This window comes from Arthrobacter sp. Cza30, from assembly GCF_059090765.1.
The window spans coordinates 308,080-328,418 of sequence record NZ_JBNHGA010000007.1; the positions used below are offsets into that span (position 1 = coordinate 308,080).

18 protein-coding genes and 1 tRNA gene are annotated in these 20,339 nt (G+C 66.7%); 5 read left to right on the forward strand and 14 right to left on the reverse strand.

Going from position 1 to position 20,339, the window contains the following annotated elements; genetic code table 11:
• Nucleotides 1–293: 293 nt before the first annotated feature.
• From AC5RVZ_RS24135 to AC5RVZ_RS24160, 6 genes are all read right to left on the reverse strand, one after another.
• The gene (locus tag AC5RVZ_RS24135; RefSeq protein WP_494068170.1) at nt 294–1,274 is read right to left on the reverse strand and encodes a ribose-phosphate diphosphokinase; all 981 of its coding nucleotides are present in this window, start codon (nt 1,272–1,274) and stop codon (nt 294–296) included.
• Nucleotides 1,271–2,809, reverse strand: a complete 1,539-nt coding sequence (gene glmU / locus AC5RVZ_RS24140) for a bifunctional UDP-N-acetylglucosamine diphosphorylase/glucosamine-1-phosphate N-acetyltransferase GlmU (RefSeq protein WP_494068171.1) — start codon at nt 2,807–2,809, stop codon at nt 1,271–1,273. Before glmU ends, AC5RVZ_RS24135 begins: the two co-directional genes overlap by 4 nt.
• Nucleotides 2,810–2,865: 56 nt before the next feature.
• Nucleotides 2,866–2,937, reverse strand: a tRNA-Gln gene (locus AC5RVZ_RS24145).
• 109 nt (nt 2,938–3,046) lie between these two features.
• Nucleotides 3,047–4,630, reverse strand: coding sequence for a bifunctional diguanylate cyclase/phosphodiesterase (locus tag AC5RVZ_RS24150; protein ID WP_494068172.1), 1,584 nt, complete (start codon nt 4,628–4,630; stop codon nt 3,047–3,049).
• Nucleotides 4,620–4,997, reverse strand: a complete 378-nt coding sequence (locus AC5RVZ_RS24155) for a DUF7793 family protein (RefSeq protein ID WP_494068173.1) — start codon at nt 4,995–4,997, stop codon at nt 4,620–4,622. The genes AC5RVZ_RS24150 and AC5RVZ_RS24155 overlap by 11 nt, the downstream gene beginning before the upstream one ends.
• Nucleotides 4,998–5,211: 214 nt before the next feature.
• On the reverse strand, nt 5,212–6,246 hold the full coding sequence (locus AC5RVZ_RS24160; RefSeq protein ID WP_493978675.1) for a hypothetical protein: 1,035 nt from the start codon (nt 6,244–6,246) through the stop codon (nt 5,212–5,214).
• A 208-nt stretch (nt 6,247–6,454) separates the two neighbouring features.
• On the opposite strand from AC5RVZ_RS24160, the gene AC5RVZ_RS24165 reads away from it, so the two are divergent.
• Complete coding sequence (locus AC5RVZ_RS24165) at nt 6,455–6,616, forward strand: hypothetical protein (RefSeq protein WP_493978674.1); 162 nt, start codon at nt 6,455–6,457, stop codon at nt 6,614–6,616.
• An 80-nt stretch (nt 6,617–6,696) separates the two neighbouring features.
• On the opposite strand, the gene AC5RVZ_RS24170 is transcribed toward AC5RVZ_RS24165, so the two are convergent.
• Nucleotides 6,697–8,418: an ATP-binding response regulator gene (locus tag AC5RVZ_RS24170; protein ID WP_494068174.1), complete on the reverse strand. Its 1,722-nt coding sequence runs from the start codon at nt 8,416–8,418 to the stop codon at nt 6,697–6,699.
• A 256-nt stretch (nt 8,419–8,674) separates the two neighbouring features.
• Here AC5RVZ_RS24170 and AC5RVZ_RS24175 point away from each other — a divergent pair, with 256 nt between their 5' ends.
• From AC5RVZ_RS24175 to AC5RVZ_RS24185, 3 genes are all read left to right on the forward strand, one after another.
• Complete coding sequence (locus tag AC5RVZ_RS24175; RefSeq protein WP_494068175.1) at nt 8,675–9,643, forward strand: ATP-binding cassette domain-containing protein; 969 nt, start codon at nt 8,675–8,677, stop codon at nt 9,641–9,643.
• Between the two features lie 47 nt (nt 9,644–9,690).
• Entirely contained in the window at nt 9,691–10,470 is a 780-nt protein-coding gene (locus AC5RVZ_RS24180; RefSeq protein WP_494068176.1) for an ABC transporter permease, read from the forward strand.
• A gap of 115 nt (nt 10,471–10,585) precedes the next feature.
• On the forward strand, nt 10,586–11,560 hold the full coding sequence (locus AC5RVZ_RS24185; protein ID WP_494068177.1) for a DMT family transporter: 975 nt from the start codon (nt 10,586–10,588) through the stop codon (nt 11,558–11,560).
• 95 nt (nt 11,561–11,655) lie between these two features.
• Here the strand turns inward: AC5RVZ_RS24185 and zapE are convergent, their stop codons facing one another.
• Both zapE and AC5RVZ_RS24195 read right to left on the reverse strand, forming a co-directional pair.
• Nucleotides 11,656–12,627 carry a cell division protein ZapE gene (gene zapE / locus AC5RVZ_RS24190; protein ID WP_494068178.1) on the reverse strand — a complete coding sequence of 324 codons (972 nt, stop codon included), beginning with the start codon at nt 12,625–12,627 and terminating at the stop codon, nt 11,656–11,658.
• A 166-nt stretch (nt 12,628–12,793) separates the two neighbouring features.
• Nucleotides 12,794–13,369: an NADPH-dependent FMN reductase gene (locus tag AC5RVZ_RS24195; protein WP_493978714.1), complete on the reverse strand. Its 576-nt coding sequence runs from the start codon at nt 13,367–13,369 to the stop codon at nt 12,794–12,796.
• Between the two features lie 124 nt (nt 13,370–13,493).
• Between AC5RVZ_RS24195 and AC5RVZ_RS24200 the strand changes: the two genes are divergently transcribed.
• Nucleotides 13,494–13,985, forward strand: coding sequence for a MarR family winged helix-turn-helix transcriptional regulator (locus AC5RVZ_RS24200; protein WP_494068179.1), 492 nt, complete (start codon nt 13,494–13,496; stop codon nt 13,983–13,985).
• Between the two features lie 9 nt (nt 13,986–13,994).
• Here the strand turns inward: AC5RVZ_RS24200 and AC5RVZ_RS24205 are convergent, their stop codons facing one another.
• The 5 genes from AC5RVZ_RS24205 to AC5RVZ_RS24225 all read right to left on the reverse strand — a co-directional run bounded on the left by AC5RVZ_RS24205 (nt 13,995) and on the right by AC5RVZ_RS24225 (nt 20,280).
• Nucleotides 13,995–15,827: an ABC-F family ATP-binding cassette domain-containing protein gene (locus AC5RVZ_RS24205; protein ID WP_494068180.1), complete on the reverse strand. Its 1,833-nt coding sequence runs from the start codon at nt 15,825–15,827 to the stop codon at nt 13,995–13,997.
• A gap of 68 nt (nt 15,828–15,895) precedes the next feature.
• Nucleotides 15,896–16,831: a 4-(cytidine 5'-diphospho)-2-C-methyl-D-erythritol kinase gene (locus tag AC5RVZ_RS24210; RefSeq protein WP_494068181.1), complete on the reverse strand. Its 936-nt coding sequence runs from the start codon at nt 16,829–16,831 to the stop codon at nt 15,896–15,898.
• 18 nt (nt 16,832–16,849) lie between these two features.
• On the reverse strand, nt 16,850–17,770 hold the full coding sequence (gene rsmA, locus AC5RVZ_RS24215) for a 16S rRNA (adenine(1518)-N(6)/adenine(1519)-N(6))-dimethyltransferase RsmA (protein WP_494068182.1): 921 nt from the start codon (nt 17,768–17,770) through the stop codon (nt 16,850–16,852).
• A gap of 114 nt (nt 17,771–17,884) precedes the next feature.
• Nucleotides 17,885–18,997 carry a resuscitation-promoting factor gene (locus AC5RVZ_RS24220; RefSeq protein ID WP_494068183.1) on the reverse strand — a complete coding sequence of 371 codons (1,113 nt, stop codon included), beginning with the start codon at nt 18,995–18,997 and terminating at the stop codon, nt 17,885–17,887.
• Nucleotides 18,998–19,326: 329 nt separating this feature from the next.
• Nucleotides 19,327–20,280: a TatD family hydrolase gene (locus AC5RVZ_RS24225; RefSeq protein WP_494068184.1), complete on the reverse strand. Its 954-nt coding sequence runs from the start codon at nt 20,278–20,280 to the stop codon at nt 19,327–19,329.
• Nucleotides 20,281–20,339 lie beyond the last annotated feature (59 nt).

Here is a 20,339-nt window from a genome sequence, read left to right on the forward strand (position 1 = left end):
CTGCCCCCAACGCCCGACCCCCATCGGACGTGGAATTAACCATAGCCAGCGAGTCCGGCCTTGTACACGAGCAGCAGTCGGGTGGGCCGGGAATGGCAGCGGCAGATGATTTACGACGGCGAAGGCGCAGTCCCGGTCTCGAAGGACTACTCCACCCCGCGACCACGGCTCCGGAGACGGGAAGCCTCCTGAGACGGGAACGGAGCCGACCACGGGAGTAGGCAGTCACCCCCGTCGCCGGCCCCGCTCAGGAACCCGTGAAGATTGGTTGAAACTAAGTCAGGCCGCCGCTGTCAGGCCTTGCCGTCAAAGAGGCTCGTGACCGAGCCGTCTTCGAAGACTTCGCGTACGGCGCGGGCGATCAGCGGAGCAATCGACAGGACGGTCAACTCCTTGAAGTTCTTCTCCGGCGGGATCGGCAGCGTGTTGGTGACCACCACTTCCCGGGCACCGCTCTCGGACAGCCGGCGGGCGGCGGGATCCGAGAACACGGCGTGCGTTGCCGCGATGATGACGTCCTTGGCGCCGGCGTTCTTCAGGACCTGGACGGCGCCGGAGATGGTTCCGCCGGTGTCGATCATGTCGTCGATCAGCACGCAGGTGCGGCCCTCAACCAAGCCGACGACCTGCTTCGACACGGCCTGGTTGGGCGCGTTCACGTCGCGGGACTTGTGCACGAAGGCCAGCGGAGCCCCGCCCAGGCGCTCGGCCCACTGTTCGGCAACGCGGACGCGGCCGGTGTCCGGGGACACCACGGTCACGTTGTCCAGGTCAACCCGTGTACGCACGTACTCGGCCAGGAGCGGGATGGCCATGAGGTGGTCGACCGGACCGTCGAAGAAGCCCTGGATCTGCGCCGTGTGCAGGTCGACGGACATCAGCCGGTCCGCGCCGGCCGTCTTGTACATGTCGGCCACCAGACGGGCCGAGATCGGCTCCCGGCCGCGGTGCTTCTTGTCCTGCCGGGCATACGGGTAAAACGGAGCGACCACGGTGATGCGCTTGGCCGAGGCCCGCTTGAGCGTGTCCACCATGATCAAGTGCTCCATCAGCCATTCGTTGATGGGAGCCGGGTGCGCCTGGATCACGAAGGCGTCGGTACCGCGCACGCTTTCCTCGAACCGGACGTAGATCTCGCCGTTTGCGAAGTCGTAGGCGGACGTCGGCAGGAGGTCGATCTCCAACTCTTTGGCGATCTCCCGCGCCAGTTCCGGATGGGCGCGTCCGGAGGCCAGCACCAGCCTCTTTTCGCCCTGTGCCTTGATACCGCTCATGAAGGATCACTTTCTGCAGTTGGGGATTGCGTGGAGGAAGTTCGGGTGGCAGCTTCTGCAGATGAGCTGCCGGGGCGGTTCTTCTGCACCCAGCCGTCAAGGTTCCGTTGCGGTGCGACGCTGACCGCGAGCGCTCCGGGCGGCACATCCTTGCGGATCACCGCGCCTGCGCCGGAGTAGGCACCGTCACCCACGTGCACGGGAGCCACAAAGACGGTGTTCGAGCCGGTGCGCACGTTCGAGCCGATGACGGTACGGTGCTTCTTTTCGCCGTCGTAATTGGCGGTGATGTTGCCACAGCCAATGTTGGCATACTCACCGATCTCCGCATCCCCGGCATAGCCCAGGTGGGACAGCTTGGCGCCCTTGCCGATGGTCACGTTCTTGGTCTCGTAGAACGCGCCAATCTTGCCCTTCTCGCCCAGCACCGTGCCGGGGCGTAGGTAGGTGAACGGGCCAACGGTGGCGCCTGGCCCGATCTCGGAATCGGTGCCGTGCGTCCTGACGACCGATGCGCCCTCGCCCACGGTCACGTTCGTCAGGGTCGTGTCCGGCCCCACCACGGCATCGGAGGCGACGTGCGTGGCGCCGTGCAGTTGGGTGCCGGGCAGCAGCGTCACGTCGGTGCCGAACGTCACCGTCGAGTCGATCCAGGTGGAGGAGGGATCCACGATGCTGACGCCGGCCCGCATGGCCGCGTCCAAGACCCGCCGGTTGTGCTCCGCCCCCAGGGCAGCCAACTGGACCCGGTCGTTGGCCCCCTCCACCTGCCAGCGGTCGGTGGTGACGACGGCAGCTACCCGGCCGCCGTCGGCCCGGGCCAGCGACAGCACGTCGGTCAGGTACTTCTCGCCTTGGGCGTTGTCCGTGGTGATCCTGGACAGGGCGGCGCGAAGGACGCCGGCATCGAAGGCATAGATTCCGGAGTTGACCTCACGGATCGCGCGCTGTTCGTCCGTGGCGTCCTTGTGCTCGACGATGCCCTGGACACTGCCGTCGTCGGCGCGGATGATCCGCCCGTATCCGCCGGCGTCATCGAGGACCGCGGTCAGCACGGTAACGGCATTTCCACTGGAGGCGTGTTCGGCCACGAGTTCCTTCAGCAGCGCCGTGGTCAGCAGCGGAACATCGCCGTAGGTGACCACCACGGGTCCGTCCGGCTGGGCGGGAAGGGCCTCCAGCGCCACCTCCACTGCGCGCCCGGTACCGGGGATCTCGTCCTGGTCGACGATCAGTACGTCCGGATCCAGCGAAGTAATGTGTTCCGCCACCTGGTCACGCTCGTGGCGTACGACGGCGGCGAGCACCGTGGGTGCCAGGCCGCGGGCCGCAGCGAGCGCGTGGCCCACCATGGAGACGCCGCCGATCTCATGCAGGATCTTGGGCTTTTTGGACTTCATCCGGGTGCCCGCCCCCGCGGCCAGGACGATGACCGCTGCCGGTGTTGAAGCGTTTGTGACGTTTTGTTCAGGGACGTCCTGGGGGCTCACTAAGTAGCACTCCTCGCTGCGGTGATTCCGGTGTGGCCGGTGCATTTGGGTTAACGGCATCCTACCTGCCGCGGCACCTCCGGTTTACCGGCCGGTGGTCGTTCCGCCCATAGGATTCGAACCTATACTCCACGGCTCCAAAGGCCGGGGTGCTGCCATTACACCAGGGCGGACCGTGCCGCCAAGAACACGACCCGGTGGCACAAGTGTCCATTTTGCCACGTTTGCCAACCTCGATGCGACTCGGCGGCACGGGCCGCCGACACATGGCTTTCGTGCCGGTCACTCCACCCCGGTCGCCAGGCTTGGTACGTCCCCAAACGATGGCTCGAGGGCCGCCGGCAGGCTGGCACCGCTGCGCAACAGCCGGGTCATGAGTGCTGCCGACACCGGCTTGCTGAAGTAGAACCCCTGGCCAACGCTACAGCCAAGATCGCGCAATTGTTCGGCCTGTTCCCGCGTCTCGATGCCCTCGAAGATCGCGTCCAGCCCCGCAGCACGAATGAGCTGAAGTACGGCACCGATGAAGTCCTGCTGGGAGCCGTCGGCTGAATGCGTAGCAATGATGGACCGGTCCACCTTGACCATGTCAACGGGCAACCGGCGCAGGTAGCTGATCGATGAGTAGCCGGTTCCGAAGTCATCAATTTCGATGCCGATCCCGAGCTTGCGAAGGGCAAGCAAGGAGTAGGTCTCGACTTCTCCCCCGGTAACCAAACCGGTCTCCGTGATTTCCAGCACCAGCGACTCGGCCGGCATCCCGGAATCCCGCAAGACGCCCCGAACGTGCTCCACCAAGTCGATGCGCTGGAGCTCGGCTACCGAGAGGTTTACGCGGATCTGGAACGCCGGGTCCAGGTTCAGATCGGCGGACCACTGGGCAAACTGGTGTGCGGCCGCCGACAATGTCCACCGGCCCAGGTCAACAATCAGGCCGGTCTGTTCCGCCATGGGGATGAAATCGGTCGGCATCACCCGTCCACGCACCGGGTGATTCCACCGGATCAACGCTTCCACCCCGATCGGCAGGCCCGTGCACAGATCCACCACCGGTTGGTACTCGAGCTCGAAACCGCCGGTCGCGATGGCGCCGCGGAGTTCGGACGCCATCTGATTGTGCAGTTGGCGCGCCTGGAGCATGTGGGACTGGAAGACCTTGGTGCGGTTCTGAGAGTCTTTTTTCGCCTCGTACATGGCCGTGTCCGCGTCCAGCAGCAGGCTCTGCGCGGTTTGTCCCGCATCTGCCACCCGGACGCCAATGCTGGCCTGGGGCCAGACGGTGACTTCGTCCAGTTGGATTTCGTCATTGAGCACGCCCAGAATCCGCTGGGCCACTTGGAGCGCGAGGTCCGTCGTCGCGCGCGGAAGAAGGACCGCAAATTCGTCGCCGCCCAGCCGTGCGACCGTGTCTCCGTCGCGCACGACGGACCTCAGCCTGTTCGCCACGACCGTAAGTACGCGGTCGCCGGCGTCGTGGCCAAAACTGTCGTTGACCTGCTTGAAGGAATCCATATCCAGCAGGAGCAATGCCGGGGCGCGCTGGCCGGACCGCGCATCGTCGAGCGCGACGTCCATGTCTTTTGCCAAGGCCGTGCGGTTCGCCAGCCCGGTCAAGGCATCTGTGAGGGCCATCCGGCTCATGTCCCGATGGGCCTGGCGCAGTTCGGCCGTCCGTTGCTCGACGCGCTGTTCCAATTCCATGTAGCTAAGCTGCAATTCCTCCGCCAAGAGGTTGACGCCCGTGATGACGGCGTCAATATCGTCGCGTGCCGGGGAGGGGGCGATCCTGGTGGTCAGATCGCCTCCGGCCAGGCGAACCATCCCGTCGACTAACTGCTGGAGCCGAGGGTCGGAATTATGCGGCATTGTCCCGTTCCAGCCAGGCAAGGGCCTGTGGTTCGGAATCAAAGTAGCGGACCGGACATTCGGACGGTTCGGTTCCCAGCACGAAGTTGGCGATCACGCGGTCTACCGGAGACTCGCCCACGGGGGCAATGGCGGATGCGTTTGTCTGCCGCCCCAGCATCGACCGGGCCATGCGGGAAATCGAGGTGACACCCGTCATCCGCATCAGGACGCGGCAAGGGTGGCCGCCGGAAAGCACGCGAAGCTGGGTTGACGTGTGGGCCGCGATTTCGTCGGTGAAGGCAGCTCCGCGCGGAAGATCGACGCTGATGATGCCGTCGCCGGCACTGATTACATCGGCTGCAACGGCATCGGCCGCGTCAACCACGCGCCTCATGCGGCCGCGTCGTCATTGGATACCGCTCCTGCAAGCCTCTCGGGCCAGCCATGACCTAGCACGTGCATCCGCTCCCCAACGATTCGGTGGAAGCTTTCGCTCCCGTCCAACAAATCCAGAACTTACTGCTTCAGAACTGCCAATTGTTCACAGCGTAAACGAACGGAGTTCACGACACGCTCAATGACACGATCAAGAATGCATGTTACGAAGCCCTCGGAAATTCTTCGATTGCAGCCGCGACCTGCGCCGCCCGATCTTTCGCACCCGCTTGGCTAAAATAGGCTTGGCTGTCCTTAAGGCAACGCAGCGCATTCATGAAGTCGCCCTGCTCCCGCAGGGCCCTGCCGAGGAGAAGATTCGCTTCTCCCGCGGTCTGGTGGCCCATTGCCTCCGACTCGCTGCAGATAGCGACGAGTATCGCCACGGCTTGATCCAATTCCTGGTTTAGGACGTGCCAGTTGGCGCGGTTCAAGCGGTTCTTAAACCGGTCGCTGCCATCCTCACCGATAATCGACGCGGCCAACTCAGCGCGCTCCATGCAATGTTCTGTTTCTGCGTCTGCCACACCTGCCGACAATCGCATTGACGCAGAAGCGCGATTAAACCAAGCCCACAGAGCCAGATCATTCAAGGGCGACAGGTACTCAGCTGCGAGCTTGTGGTATTTAATCCCGTCCTCGGCCTCATGCCGCAGGAAGGCCACATTACCGATGACCCAGTAGCCCTTACCTGTAGCCTGTGAATCGATGCCTGACCCCAAGATTCCGACAAGCTTCAGGCACTCCTGCCAGGCCTGCTCCAATTCGTCGCTCTCCGCGAGGGAAGCGATCAAGGCCAGAAAAGAACCTATTCTGAGGTTCTCACCTACGTCTATGTCCGAGGAAATGTGGACCGCGTTGGCCCCGAACTGAACAGCTCGGTCTAGCTCGCCCGCTGCTTGACAAACATCCGACAGCAGGGTGAGTACACGGCATTCGAGTTCTCGCGACCCCAGCGTGATGGGATGGTTTCGGAGTATTTCTGCCGTATTAATGCAAGATCGTATGTCACCCATGCCGCGCTGGCATTCGGCTTGGAACAAGGTCATCTGCCACCATGCCGTTTCATCACCCGCCTGTTTCGCACGACACGCGGCCTGGAGTGCAAGCTCCAGCCCGTGCAGAAAGTCCCTTCGGCCGAAAGCCTCCCGCGCGCGCAGCTCGATGAGGAAACTATCTCCGGACGGATCAGGAGCCATGGTGCCTATCCTCCATGCATCGAAGTTTATTCAGACAGGCAAGTGGTCCCATCTGCATCATCCTATTAGGCCCGGCGCGCTAACTGGGGAACCCGTGAAATGTGTCGTTTAACCGGTAGTTGGAACGCCCACCTGTCTGTACACTAAACAGTGTCATCACCACTGCATCGATTTGCGAGTCTATGCATAAAAAACGAGGGAGCACCCGATGAAAAAGTTCTCGGCATCAGTACTCATTGCTGCAGTTCTGGCCATTACCGGCGCGACGGCTGCATCAGCAGCAGAAACGGCGATTGCACCGGCCACCACAGTCAAGTCGGCACCGGTTTCTGGTGGCTTTTCGATTCAGACCGGCAACTGGCCGCACTAAGTAAGTAAACAGAGCGGGATTCCCGCTCGCCGCTCAGGCCGTGGCATGCATCTTCGGACGCGTGCCACGGCCTTTGTGGTTTAAGAGACAGCCACTGCGTCCGAGGCGTCGGCGGGTTGCTGTTTCGGTCCGGAATTTAGCGGCAGTGTAATCGTGAAGGTCGTGCCGATGCCGACCCTCGACTCCACGGAGATATCGCCGCGGTGCTGGTCGACCATCCCCTTGACGATGGCCAGGCCAAGGCCGGTGCCCTGGATGGCATGGGCGTTGGATGCCCGGTAGAAACGCGAGAAGAGCTGGGGCAGGTCTTCTTCCGGGATGCCGATCCCGCTGTCGGCGACCTTGACCACGGCGCAGGGGACGCCGTCGTCGTTCTCGCCGCCGAGGCCGACCGTGACCCGCACCTCCCCGTCCTGCAGCGTGAACTTGACGGCATTGGACAGGATGTTGGTGAAGACTTGCTCCAACATCTTGGTATCGCCGTCAGCGGCGAGCCGGCTGTCCAGCCCCTCACCGACCAGCTTTACGTTCTTGGCCTGCGCCACCGGCTCCAGCGCGGTGGAAACCGTGCGCAGGAGGCGTGGCAGGTCCACCGGTTCCGTCTTCAACCCGCTGCTCTGGAAATCCATCCTGGACAGGGTGAGCATGTCTTCGATCAACTCGCGGAGCCGCGCGGCATTGCGACCCACGATCTTCAGCATCCGTGCCACTGATTCCGGGACCTCACCGGCGTCTCCGTCCAGCACCAGCTCCAGGTACCCGGCGATAGAGGTCAACGGAGTCCGGAGCTCATGGTTGACCGTTGCCACGAAGTTCGACTTGGCTTGGTCCAGCTCGCGGAGCTTTTCCACGACCTGTTGTTGAACTGTAATCAGGTGCCCCTGGATCAGACCGTGGGCCAGGTTGCCGGCTACGTGCTGGAGCAGTGAAATCTCGGCCGGCGACCATGGCCGCGGCTGCCCCGTGCGGATCAGGCACAGCAAGCCGAAAGCCTGCGGGCCCTGCCCCAAGGGCGCGAGCAGGGACAATTTGCCCCGGGGAGTGGCGAGCCATTCGGCCACATGGGGATATGCGGCGATGTCGATGCCGCCGTCGTCGGCCGACGTGAGCACGCTGTGCTTGGCCCAGAGCGCCGAGGACAGCTCCAGCACCTGTTCGTCGCTGCGGTAGGGCATGGAGCCCTGGGTGGATTCGCTGATCCATTGAGCGGTGGTATGCGGCACCCGTTCGTCCGCCAGGGTTCGCACCCAGACGTGGTCGGCTTCGAAGGCCTCGCCGATGCCACGCAACGCGAGGTTGATCATTTCATCCGGGTCGTTCGTACTGCGAATGCCGTCGGACACATTCCGGATCCGCTCCCGCAGGACGGCCACCCCGTTGCGTTCCCGTCGCCGGTGTTCCGATCTCGCGAGGGTCACGCGGACACGGTTCACCACACTGGCGGCCGTCAGCGGCTTGATCAAGTAGTCGGAGACGCCCAGCTCATAACCGCGCTCCACCAAGTGCAGCTCGTCCTCGGTGGCCATAAGCATCACCCGCCACTGCGCGCCCGGCTGGCTGTCCGACAGCCGTCGCACGGCTTCCATCCCTGCCAGGGACATGTCGGCGGCGTCCACCAAGAGGATGTCGGGCGGGTTGCGCTGGACCTCGGCCAGCACCTCGGCCGCGGAAGTCAACGCCGCGACCGATATGCCGGCATCGCTCAGGACGCTGCGCAGGAACCCGCGGGTCTCAGGGTCCACCGCGCCGACCAGTACGGTTGGGCGCGCTGCCGCCCCGGGCTCACCTGCAACGGTCCGCACTGCATTCCTCCTGCATTGAACGCGGCCCGGCGTCGTCCCGGCCCCCCGACGTTATGAATGAAGAGTAGCAGTGCTCTCAGCGGTACGACGGGAGGTTCCGTCCTGCCTCCGGCGCGCACCCCCCTTCCCCCGTAGCCGGCCCCGAAAGGCCGGTGCGCGCTTCAGGACCGATGCTGTCCGCGATGGCTTCGTGTCCGTAGACTCCAGGCTCCCGGCGGGCGTAGCGTTTTTCCATCGCAACGACTGGGAGCCCCCGGTGATCCATACGGACAAACTCACCAAACATTTCAAAAACAAGAAGGAAACGGTGGAGGCGGTCAAGGGCGTCGACATCGATGTCTCGCCCGGCGAACTGGTGGCCTTCCTGGGCCCGAATGGCGCCGGCAAGTCCACCACGCTGCGGATGTTGACCACGTTGCTCTGGCCCACCTCGGGCAGCGCCACCGTCGCCGGCGTGGACGTGACGGCCGACCCTGCAGGGGTCCGTTCACGCATCGGCTACATCGGTCAGGGCAACGGCGGCGGCCACAGTTTTCGGGTCATCGACGAGCTGGTCATGCAGGGCCGTTTCTACGGGATGAACGCCGCCGACGCCCGGTCGCGCGCCCGCGAACTGTTGCGAACGCTCGACCTGCAGGAACTGGAAAAGCGGACGGTCATCAAGCTCTCCGGCGGCCAGCGCCGCCGCATGGATGTGGCCCTGGGGCTCATGCATTCGCCCCAACTGCTGTTCCTCGACGAACCATCGACGGGGATGGATCCGCAGAACCGGGCGAATCTGTGGGAGCACATCATGCGGATGCGGGCCGAGCACGGAACCACCATCGTGTTGACCACCCACTATCTGGACGAGGCGGACTCCATGTCCGAGCGGGTGATCGTCATTGACCACGGCCGCATCATTGCCGACGATACGGCGGCCCGACTGAAAGCCAACCTGGCCGGGGACCTGCTGGCCGTGGAGGTTTCCCGGGACTCCGCCCAGTCCGCCCGTGCCATCCTCGGCCGCGCTGCCGCGGACGGTGACTTCGAAGAAAGCAGCAACGACGGCGCCGCCCGCTTCCGCGTCCGTCTCACGGATGGCGCCCGGCTGGCTCCGGGACTGCTCAAGGCGCTCGACGATGCCGGCGCCCCGGTGACGTCGCTCCAGCTCAACCCGCCGACCCTCGACGACGTGTTCCTGGAACTGACCGGGCGCAGCCTGCGGGAAGGATCCGACGCCTGATGCAACCGCAGCGGACAGACGCGGCAAACCTCAGCGGGAGCGCCCCTGTGATCAAACCCGGCTTGGGCAAAATCGTCCGGGACACCAAGTTTGTCTTCTGGCGCGAGCTGCTCCTGGTGCTGCGGGATCCGTTCTCGCTGATCTTCTCGCTGCTGCAGCCGTTGATCTTCCTGGCCCTCTTCGGCCCCCTGCTCGGCGCGGCCGTCGGGACCGAGGCCTTCGGTGGGGAGAGCTCGCTGCAGTGGTTCCTCCCGGGCGTCGTCGTCATGATTTCCCTGTTCGGCACCACCATGACCGGCTCCAACCTGCAATACGAACTGATGACCGGCTCCTATGAGCGGGTCCTGGCGACACCGCTGTCCCGCTCCTCGCTCATGATCGGACGGGCGCTGAAAGAGTGGGCGCCGCTGGTGGCGCAGGGATTGCTCATCGCCGTGGTCTGCATCCCGTTCGGGTTCGTTTTCCATCCGCTGCAGGTCCTGCTGGGTCTGCTGATCCTCGGGATCTTCGGGGTCGGCATCGGGGCGCTCTCCTACACGCTGGCCTTGGTCACGCAGGGGACGGAATGGGTGTTCTGGGGCGTGCAGCAGACCCTGCTGTTCCCGCTGATGATCCTCTCCGGCATCATGCTGCCCGTAGAGGCCGGGCCCGGCTGGATGCAGGCGCTCAGCCGGTTCAATCCGCTCACGTATCTGGTCAATGCCGAGCGGGAGTTGTTCGCGGGCGCCATCGGCTCGGACACGCTGTGGGGCCTGGTCGCGGCGGTGCTCACCGCGGCGGTTGGGCTGGTCGTCGGCGTGCGGACCACCAAACGGCAGACCCTGTGAGACGCGCCCGCCTGGCCGCAGCAGGGCCGTTGCGGGCCCCGACACCTGGCGCGGGAAGCGGACATTCCGCTCCGGCCCCGGCCGGTGCACTGCCGCTTGGGTTAGCGTTGCGACCATGACACACGTCCCGCGGATCGCCGCCGTCCCGTTTTCGGTCCTTGCGGCCATCATCGTGACGGTCCTGGCGTGGGCCAGCGCCTTCGTCGTGATCCGCGGCGTGCTGCCGCATTTCGGGCCCGGGCCGCTCAGCCTGATGCGGCTCGCCATCGGCTCGGCAGCACTGGCGCTGCTGTTGGTCGGGCGGCCGTGGGTCAGGCCGGGCCGCCGGGCGTGGTTGCTGATCATAGGCTGCGGCCTGTTGTGGTTCGGCGTCTACAACTTCGCCCTCAACACCGCGGAGCAAACGCTCGACGGCGGCACCACCGCCATGATCGTCAATCTCGCACCCGTGCTCACGGCGTTGGGCGCCGGACTGTTCCTGGGCGAAGGCATCCCCAGGTGGCTGGCCATCGGCGCCGGCGTCGCCTTCTCGGGAGTCGTCATGATCGGCTTCGGCACCGGTGGCGGTGCCGCCGGCGGCGTCGGGCTGCTTTGGGCGTTGGCAGCGGCGGTGACGTACTCCGCCGGGGTGCTGCTCCAGAAGCCTGCCCTGGGCAGCGTGCCCGCCGGGCAGGTCACCTGGTTGGCCTGCAGCATCGGTGCACTCTCGTCGCTGCCGTTTGCCGGAGACCTCCTGGCGGACCTGCGCAGCGCTCCGGCCGAAGCGACCCTGGGCGTGGTGTATCTGGGCTTGGTGCCCACGGCCCTGGCCTTCAGCACCTGGGCCTATGCCCTGGCCCGGATGCCGGCCGGGCAACTGAGCGTTTCGTCCTACCTTGTTCCTCCGGTCACCATCGTGTTGGGGTGGCTGTTCCTGAGCGAGACGCCCACCGTGCTGGCCGTCATCGGCGGCGGCGTGTGCCTGCTGGGCGTAGCGCTGTCCCGCCGGCGCGACCGGCGGGAACGGCAGTCAGGGCGCGGCACCCACCCGGCCGAGCGTGCCCAACCGGCTGGCAATGCGGGAGATGTCGACGGCGGACGGGCTGGCTGACGGGGCCAGGTCAAGCGGCTCCGCGCTGATGACCGTCAACGGCACGTCGGCGTCATAGAGGATGTCCACGATATTGCTGAAGCGCTGCCAGCCGTTCATGCTGATCGCTTCCCGGGCCGCACACCGGAAATAATCCAGTGGGTTGCATGCGCCAGCAGGCCCAGATAGTCGGAGGCGGCCGTGGGGCCTTCGCACAGGTCACGGAAATCGAACCACAATTCGGCCGGCGTGCTCCGAAGGACCGGCAGCGGCCAGCTCCCCGGCCGCAGTTCGCGCGCTTCTGCCGCGGACGGCCAGTCGAGGCCTGCCTCGGCAATCCGCGGGTCCCCGGGACCGTCCGGGGCAACGACCATGGCGCCGTCGTCGAACCGGCCGGGGCGGGCACCGCCGTCGTCGAGCCGGCCGTCGGCCCGACCGGCGGGCTGCGTGCGGTAGTCGACCGGCCCGGCGACGGGGGCAACGTGCATGGTGCGGCGGATCAGGGCGATGGTGGGCTCGAACAGCTCATGGAAGGCCTCGCCAGGCATCAACCGCTCGGGCGGATAGTTCGAGGTGGTGCCCAGCACTATGCCGCGGCGGTGGATCTCGCGCAGCAGCCGGGCCAGCAACTGGCCGTCCCCCGGATCGTGGACGTGGAATTCATCCAGGACCAGCAGGGCGCAGCCGCGCAGCAAGCCGTCGATGGCCACCTCGATGGCGCTGGTGCCCGGCGGCCTGGCCTCCGGGTCCTGCGCGTCCCGGCGGAGGACGTGCAGTTGTCGGAACAGGTCGTGGAAGTGCCAGCGCTGCTTGTCCGGCACGTCGATGGCCTCGAAGAATGCCCGGGCCAACCAGCTCTTGCCCCGTCCGACGGGACCCCAGAGGTACAGCCCGCGGCGCGAGCCCGGCAACGCGGGCAGGCCGGCGCGGAGCGGTGCGGCGGCTTCGGCGAGCAGGCGGGCGGCCTGGTGCTGGTCTTCGTCGAGGCGGAAGCCTGCTGCCGAGGCGGCCTGCTCAAGATGGTCGAGCATCCGGCGGCGGCTGTGGGTCCTCCCCCGCAGGCCGGCCGCAGCGTTTCCTGCGTCCACGACGTGCCCCTCCCTCTCCCGGTACCTACGAAACCCTACCCGCCGGTGCCACCGTTCCGGCCGTCCCCGCCTTAACGGCGCAGGGCGCCCCGGCTTCCCTGACGGGAAGATCGGAGCGCCCTGCGATGCGGAGCGTCAAGCGGCGCGATGCCGCCGGGGCTGCAGGTTAGTTGGCGGCGACAGCAGCGGCGCGGACGGACTCCATGGCCTTGGTCCACGGGATGAGCTGGTCGATCATCGGAGCCAGGGTGCCGGCGTTCTGCTCGGTCGGCTTGAAGTCGGCGAAGTTCTCGAAATCGGTGAACAGCGAGAACATGACCTGGTTGCGCACGTGGGCGATCTGCAGTTCAGACAGGATGTTGCGCAGGTGCTCGGCGGCACGGGCGCCACCCATGGAACCGTAGGAAACGATGCCGGCGGCCTTGTTGTTGAACTCGACGTTCAGGTAGGACAGGGCGTTGGTCAGGGCCGGCGTAACGGTGTGGTTGTACTCGCCGGTGACGAAGATGAAGCCGTCGAACTCGCTGATCTTGGCCGAGAACGCCTTGGTGTGGTCGTTCTGGTAGTTCTGGTAGGCAGCCGGGTAAGCTTCGTCCAGCAGGGGCAGGTTGAAGTCGGCGATGTCGACGACCTCGAACTCGGCGTCGGTGCGGCCGGCGGCCTGGGCGAGAACCCAATCGGCAACCTGCTTGTTGACACGACCCGGACGGGTGCTGCCGGTAACGATAGCGATCTTGGTCATAAATAACCCCTTCGAGGTCTGGTCCCGACGTGCCAACAATGTTGACGCGTCATGGTTTTGTTGACACGTCAATTATGCAGGGCGGAAACTTGAATTGTCAACCAAAGACGAGGAAGTGACAGTCGTGAACTCCGACACCCGCTGGCTGGACGATCACGAGCAAGAGATCTGGCGCGCCTTCCGGGAATTGCTCTGGGGCTTCGAGTCCGCCATGGACCGCCAGCTGCTGCGCGACTCCGACCTGTCCGGCGTGGAGTATTCGGTCCTGGCGTCCCTGTCGGAGGCGGACGAGGGCGTCATGCGGGCCCGGGACATCGCGCAGCAGTTGGACTGGGAGCGCAGCCGGCTGTCCCACCTGCTCAAGCGGATGGAAGCCCGCGGACTGGTGGAGCGGGTGGCGTGTGCCACGGATGCGCGGGGTTTCAACATCTCGATGACCGACGCCGGCTGGGATGCCATCCGGCAGGCCGCCCCCGGCCACGTCAGCTTCGTGCGCGAGAACGTCTTCGATCCGCTCTCGGCCGCGGAGCGCGAGGCGCTGCTCTCGGCAACCAGCAAGATCCAGCAGTCCATCCGCGACGCGGGCCTCTGGGGGAACAGCGGCAGGTCGTCCTGAGCCGAGGGATCACTCCAGGATTTCGGAGACCTCCAGCCACTCCAGCTCCAGGCCTTCCTTCTCCTCGGCGATTTCCTGCAGCTTGCGGTTCAGCTCCGCCAGCCCGGCGAAGTCGACGTCGGCCTTGGCACCTGCCTTGTGCATCTGCTCCTTGAGCTTGTCCTCCTGCTGGCCCAGTTTGCCCAGTTGGCGCTCGATCCGGTTGAGGTCCTTCTTGGCCTGGCGCTTGTCGGCTTCGCTGTGCACGGCGCCGGAGGATGGTGCGGCGGCGCTTGCGCCGCCCGGGGACGGCGCGGGCCTGCCGGCGAGCGCCGCTTCGCGGAGCTCGAGGTACTGGTCCACTCCCCCGGGCAGCCCGCGGAGCTTGCCGTCGCCCAGCAGCGCCACCTGGTGGTCGGTCACCCGTTCCAGCAGGTAGCGGTCGTGCGAGACGACCACCAGCGTGCCCGGCCAGCCGTCGAGCACGTCCTCCACGGCCGCCAGCGTGTCCGTATCCAGGTCGTTGGTGGGCTCGTCCAGCATCAGCACGTTCGGCTCCCCGACCAGCAGCCGCAGCAGCTGCAGCCGCCGCCGTTCCCCGCCGGACAAATCGCGGACCGGCGTCCACTGCTTCTCCTTGGAAAAGCCGAGCTGTTCCACCAGCTGGCTGGCGGAGACCTCGCGCCCGCCGATGTTGAAAACCTGGCGTTCGCGCTGGATCACCTCCACCACACGAAGGTCCACGACATCGTCGAGTTCGCGGACTTCCTGCGTGAGCATGGCCGTCTGCACCGTCTTGCCGCGCTTGACCTTGCCGGCCGTGGGCTGGATCTCGCCGTTCAGCAGCCGCAGCAGGGTGGTCTTGCCCGCCCCGTTGACGCCGACCAGGCCGAGCCGTTCCCCCGGTGCCAGCCGCAGCGTGATGTTGTCGAACAGCGCGGCGGGCCCGCCGTCGCCGTCCGTGGGCCGCGGCGGCGGGGTGTAGGAAACCTGCTCGAGGTCCAGCACGTCCTTGCCGAGCCGGGCGGTGGCCATCTTGTTCAGGGCCACCGCGTCCCGGGGCTCGGGCACGTCCGCGATCAGCTCGTTGGCCGCTTCGATCCGGAACTTCGGCTTCGCGGTCCTGGCGGGGGCACCGCGGCGCAGCCAGGCGAGCTCCTTTTTCACCAACTGCTGCCGCTTGCCTTCGACGACGGCGGCCGTCCGGTCGCGTTCCGCACGGGCCAGCACGTAGGCGGCGTACCCGCCGTCGAACGGGTCGACGGTGCCGTCGTGGACCTCCCAGGTGCGGGTACACACTTCGTCCAGGAACCAGCGGTCGTGGGTGACCACCAGGAAGGCCCCCTCGGTGGGGCGCCACCGCGTCTGCAGGTGCCGGGCCAGCCAGGCGACCCCCTCGACGTCGAGGTGGTTGGTCGGCTCGTCGAGCATGATCACGTCATGGGGCTCGATCAGCAGCTTGGCGAGGGCGACCCGGCGGCGCTGCCCGCCGGACAAGGACGACACCGTCGCGTGCCAGTCGACGTCGCCGACGAGGCCGTTCATGATTTCGCGGATCTGCGGGTTGGAGGCCCACTCGTGCTCGGCCGCTTCGCCGACAATCGCCACGCCGACCGGCAGGTCTCCGTCCAGCACATCCTGCTGGTCCAGGTAGCCCACGTTGACGTCGCCGCGCTTGGTGACCCGGCCGTCGTCGGGCGTGGAGCGGTGCGCCAGCAGCCGCATCAGGGTGGACTTGCCGTCGCCATTGCGCCCGACCATGCCGATCCGGTCCCCTTCGTTCAGGCCGAGGGACACCGAGTCCAGGATGGTGCGGGTGGCAAAGGAGACGCTGACGTTTTCTGCGCCGAGCAGGTGGACCAAGGATGCTGCTTTCTGTTGCGTTGGTAGAGGCGGACGCGCCGCCGCGTTCCAGGGGCGGGGCCGGGCGGTCAGGCCATGATGCGGGCGCCGTGCACCGGTCCGCGGACCGGCAGGGCAACCACGCCGGCGACATCCGCGAGCCGCTGCCCCAGTTCGGCCGCCTCGCGCCGTCCGGCGGTCAGGAAGGCTACCGTGGGCCCGGACCCGGAGACCAAGCCCGCCAGCGCGCCTTCGGCCTCGCCCAGTTCTAGGATATCGGCCAGTTCGGGGGCCAGCTCGATGGCGGCCTCCTGCAGGTCGTTATGCAGGCAGCCGGCCAGCTGGTGGACGTCGCCGGACTGCATTGCCTGCAGGATCGCCGGGTCCACCTGCTCGGGCTCGTCCGGGACGTGGCCGCGGCGGGCGCGCAGGTCGTCGGCCACGGCGTAAACCTTGGGCGTGGACAAACCGAACGAGGCGGGCACCAGGACCCAGTGCATTTCGCTGCGCGCCAACGCCGGCGTCAGCCGGTCGCCGACCCCCAGGCCGACGGCCACTCCGCCGTGCAGCGCAAACGGCACGTCCGCGCCGAGCCCGGCGGCCAGGCCGATCAGCTCGTCCCGGGAGTAGCCGGTGTTCCAGAGCGCGCTGCAGGCCACCAGGGCCGCGGCCGCGTCGGCGGAGCCGCCGCCCATGCCGCCGGCAATCGGCACCCGTTTGGTGATGTCCAGGTGCACGCCCTGCAGGTGTCCGGAGGTTTCGCGGAGCAGGTCGGCGGCCTGCACCGCCAGGTTGGAAGCATCCAGCGGGATGCCGTCCAGATCGAAGTCCAGCCCGGGCCCGTTGCGCACGCTGACCGTGATGGCATCATCCTCACGCGCTGTAGCGGTGACCTCCTCATACAACGAGAGCGCCAGATAGACGCTGGCCACCGAGTGGTAGCCGTCCGGACGCGGGCCGCCGACCCGGAAGGAGACGTTGATCTTTCCGGGCGCCATGACGCGGACGGGACGTGTTCTGCTCATATCGATGCCGCCACCTTCCTAGCCGACAAGCGGATGGTTGAACTCGGCGATGCGGGCAAAGGCGGCAATGTCCAGCACCTCTCCGCGGGCGCCGGGGTCCACGTTCGCCAGCCGCAGCGCTTCCTCGGCCCGGGCGGCGCTGCCGGCCCAGCCGGCCAGCGCGGCGCGCAGCGTCTTGCGGCGTTGCGCGAACGCCGCGTCGATGACGGCAAACACTTCCTGGCGCGGGGCGCGGGTAACCGGCGGCTGCCCGCAGGTGAACTCCACCAGCCCGGAAGCGATCTTGGGTGCGGGCCAGAACACGTTCATGCCGATCACCCCTGCCTTGCGCATGGTGCCGTACCACGCGGCCTTGACGCTGGGCACACCGTAGATCTTGGAGCCGGGCTTGGCCGCGAGCCGGTCGGCCACCTCGTCCTGCACCATGACCAGTCCGTGCCGCAGCGACGGGAAGTGCTCCAGCAGGTGCAGCACCACCGGCACGGCCACGTTATAGGGCAGGTTGGCGACCAGCGCATCCGGGGCCTTGGGCAGTTCCCTGACCCGCAGCGCGTCCGCCAGCACCACGTCCAGGCGCCCGGCGGCATCGGGACGCCATTCGGCCGCCGTGCGTTCCAAGCGGGCGGCGAGTTTGGGATCGATTTCGACGGCGACCACGTGCCCGGCCGCGTCCAGCAGCCCGAGCGTGAGCGACCCCAGGCCGGGCCCGACCTCCAGGACTGTCTCGCCGGGGACAACATGGGCGGCAGCCACGATCCGGCGGATGGTGTTGCCGTCGATCACGAAGTTTTGCCCGAGGGTCTTGGTGGGACGCACGTCCAGTTCGGCCGCGAGCCGGCGGATGTCGGCCGCTCCGAGCAAGGGCCGGGTGGGGGCGGGCGCGGCTCCCCCGGCGTCGTGCCGTGCGTCGGTACCGGAGGCGGATTGGGGTTCTGTCACTGTGCCATCGTATCGGGCCGGCGGCCGCGGCCGTGGCGGCGCCGCCCGGTTAACGCACCTCGGGCCCGGGCAGCGAAGCCCGGGCCCGAGGCCGGTGGATGGCAGGCGGGATGCCTACAGCAGTCCCAGCTTGGCGGCACAAGCAGGCCAGTGGCCCCAGCCGCCGTTGCTGCGTAGCACTTCGGCGGTAGCGATCTGCTCGGAGGGCGTGGCCATGTAGGCGTAGGGCGCGTACTTGCCGCCGCCGGCGCCGAGCCAGGAGCTTGCGCTGAACTGCAGTCCGCCGGAGTAGCCGTTGCCGGTGTTGATGGACCAGTTGCCGCCGGACTCGCATTCGGCGAGCGCCTGCCAGGTCCCGCCGACGTTGGCGTTGTTGACCTTGGCCGGGCGTTTCTTGGTGCCCACCGTGATCTTCTGGCTGACCGGTTCGCGGGTGACCTTTTCGCTGACGAGCTTCCGGTCGGTTTCCTTGCCGTCGGTGAGGACGACCTCGTAGACCTTGACGCGTTCGCCGGGCTCCCCGGCCCGGGTGACCTTCTCTTCGTCCTCGTACATGGCGGAGTTGGTCGTGGTGGCCGTCTCGAACGGGACGGACTCGGCCTCCTCCACACGTTCGCGGTCGATCCGGGTCACTTTGACCTTGGTGCCTTCGGTCACCGGCTCGGCCTCGGCAACGGACAGCTTGTCTTCCTTGCCCAGCTTGATCTTCTGTTCCTGCAGCAGGTCGCCGATGGTGGTCGCGGTGGTGATTTCCTTGCGGGTCTTGCCGTCGACCGCGATGGTGACGTTCTTCGGCGTCGAGATCGTCACCGCGCCCACCGAGGCCAGCTCGGCAGTCAACGGGGCGGACAGGGCCGACTTTTCGTTGACTTCCAGTTCGTCCAGCAGTTCCTCGACGGTGGCGGCGGTGGTGTGCACGGTGGAGGCCTCGCCGTCCACGTTCACGTCCACGGGTTTGGCGGTGACCACTTCGATGCTGGCACCGTCGGTGATCTCTTCGCCCACCGCAGGGGTGACGTCGTCGAGCTCGCCGACCTGCACCTCGGATTCGGCCAGGACGTCTGCAACGGTGGAACCGAACGTGGTGACGGTGCTCGCCTGCCCGTCCACGGTCAGCGTGACCGACTTGTTGTTGCCCACAAAAGCCACCAGCCCAAGGACCAAGGCGGTCATGACGACGACCTGGCCGGCGATCTTCACCCAGCGGTTCTTCAGTGCGTTTGTCACGGTTCCCGAATCTGTTGCAGTTTCCGGGCACGGGGACATCAAGACACGCGCGAGGGACGTGCCGGCTTTAACGGCACGGTGCGAGTGCAGGCAGCACCCGCGGCGGCTGTTTGGGCGTACGAACGGAACGTCCAACGGCTACCGCCACAGGTGTCACAATGTCCGGTTGCCTTCCCCGACCCCGGCCATTAGCTACCTACCGTAATCGAAACGTGACATGGCGACAAGCGGCGCCTGCAGTCGGCGGCACCGGGCAGGGAGCGTCGCTTCCCCGTCCGGGCCTCCCGGCATGCCCGTTGTCGGGTCTGGCCGGGACAGTTACCCGCGTGTTATTCGTGCTGCCAGGAGCCGTAAACGCGCCCCGTGTTTTCCGCCACCTCGGTGCACAACTGCGCCAGGTCCTTCCCGAGGACCTCGGCCATGGCGCGCAGGGTGTAGGGCACCAGATAGCTGGCATTCGGCCGTCCCCGGTAGGGATGCGGGGTCAGGAACGGCGCGTCGGTCTCGGCCAGCACCAGGGCCGGTTCCGCGACCGCCAGGGCCTCACGCAGGCCGTCGGCGTTCCTGAAGGTGACGGTTCCGGCGAAGGACATGTGCCAGCCGTTCTCGTTGCAGGTCCTGGCCAGCGCCGCGTCACCGGAAAAGCAGTGGAAGACAACTTTTTCGGGAGCTCCCTCCTCGAGCAGCACGCGCACCACGTCGTCGTGCGCGTCCCGGTCATGGATCTGCAGGGCGAGGCCCAGCCGCTTGGCAATGTCGATGTGGCGGCGGAACGAGTCCTGCTGGGCGCCCCGGCCTCCGCTGCCGGTCCGGTAGTAATCCAGTCCGGTCTCCCCGATCGCCCGGATCCTCGGGTGCGCGGCGATCGCCTCGATCTCCGCCAGGGCCTCCTCCAGCGTCCCCGCGTCGGCCAGCGGGGGCGCGTCATTGGGGTGGATGGCCACCGCTCCCAACAGCCTCGGCTCGGCCTGGACGGCCTGCAGCGTGAAGCGGGCGGACTCCAGGTCGCAGCCCACCTGGACAGCACCGACAACACCGACCGCCTCGGCGGCGTCCATCGCCTGCCGGACCGTGACAGCCACCAGCCCGTCGCGGAAGTCCAGGTGCGTGTGGTTGTCCATCACCGGCACGGGCAGCGGCTCGGGTGCCGGCGGATAGCTGAGATTACGACGCCGGCCGTCCCCCTCGGTGGGGCTCCGCTCCGCCGTCGTCCGGGCTGCGGTGCTGTCAGCGGTGTAGGCGGGAGGAGTTTCGCCGGCAACGGCGGCTGCGGGATTGGACATGTTTCCAGCCTACTGAAGCGCCGGGTGCGGTTCCGGCGTGAAGACAGGCGGGCCGGCCG